Source organism: Paraglaciecola marina (assembly GCF_004360155.1).
Taxonomy (GTDB): Bacteria; Pseudomonadota; Gammaproteobacteria; order Enterobacterales; family Alteromonadaceae; genus Paraglaciecola; species Paraglaciecola marina.
Window position 1 is genome coordinate 1 of record NZ_SAIS01000072.1, and the last position, 836, is coordinate 836.

The 836-nt window shown below is 47.1% G+C and carries 1 protein-coding gene; it reads left to right on the forward strand.

Annotation, left to right across the window (positions count from 1 at the left end):
- Window positions 1-102: 102 nt before the first annotated feature.
- Window positions 103-836: reverse transcriptase domain-containing protein (locus tag EOK74_RS20705; protein WP_275404786.1), on the forward strand; the 734-nt coding region annotated here is incomplete at its 3' end.

Below are 836 nucleotides of genomic sequence, written 5' to 3' on the forward strand. Positions count from 1 at the left end.
TGTGATTAAGCAGAAGTCAGCAGACGGCATAGTAGCCAAATGCCCATCGTAATGGCTGGGACTTAGGTGTTGTGCCTGAACATTTAGAACAAAGGAGGAGCCTTGTCAGACTTGAACACACGAATACCGGCCGGTAGCGACGTGACTCAGCGTACCGATAAGCAGCCAGCCTTTAGCGCACATCTACTCGAACATGCATTAAAGCCTTCTAATATATTGGAAGCTTGGAAACACGTTCGAGCCAATAAAGGGGCTGCTGGCATTGATGGTATGACCATCGATGACTTCCCCCCTTGGGCAAAAGAAGGAAACTGGAAACGTATCATGACCGAGCTTCGCTCAGGTCAATACCAACCTTCACCCGTTCGACGAGTTGAAATTGATAAATCAGATGGCGGTAAACGCCAGCTGGGCATTCCAACAATTGTCGATCGCGTGATCCAACAAGCTATTGCTCAAGTCTTAACGCCCATATTCGACCCAACCTTCTCAGACAATAGTTTTGGATTTCGGCCAAATCGAAATGGGCAACAAGCGGTGAAACAGGTACAAAGCATCATTAAAACGGGACGCCGTTTTGCTGTAGATGTCGACCTGTCGAAGTTCTTTGACCGCGTTAATCATGATTTACTCATGACGCACCTTGGCTATAAAGTGAAGGATAAGCGACTGCTTAAATTGATTAAACGTTACTTGCGAGCTGGAGTTATCGATAACCAGTTTTATAGTGAGAGTCGAGAAGGCGTTCCCCAAGGCGGGCCATTATCGCCGCTATTGGCAAACATCATGCTTGACCCTCTGGATAAAGAGCTGGAGAAACGAGGCCACAAATTTGC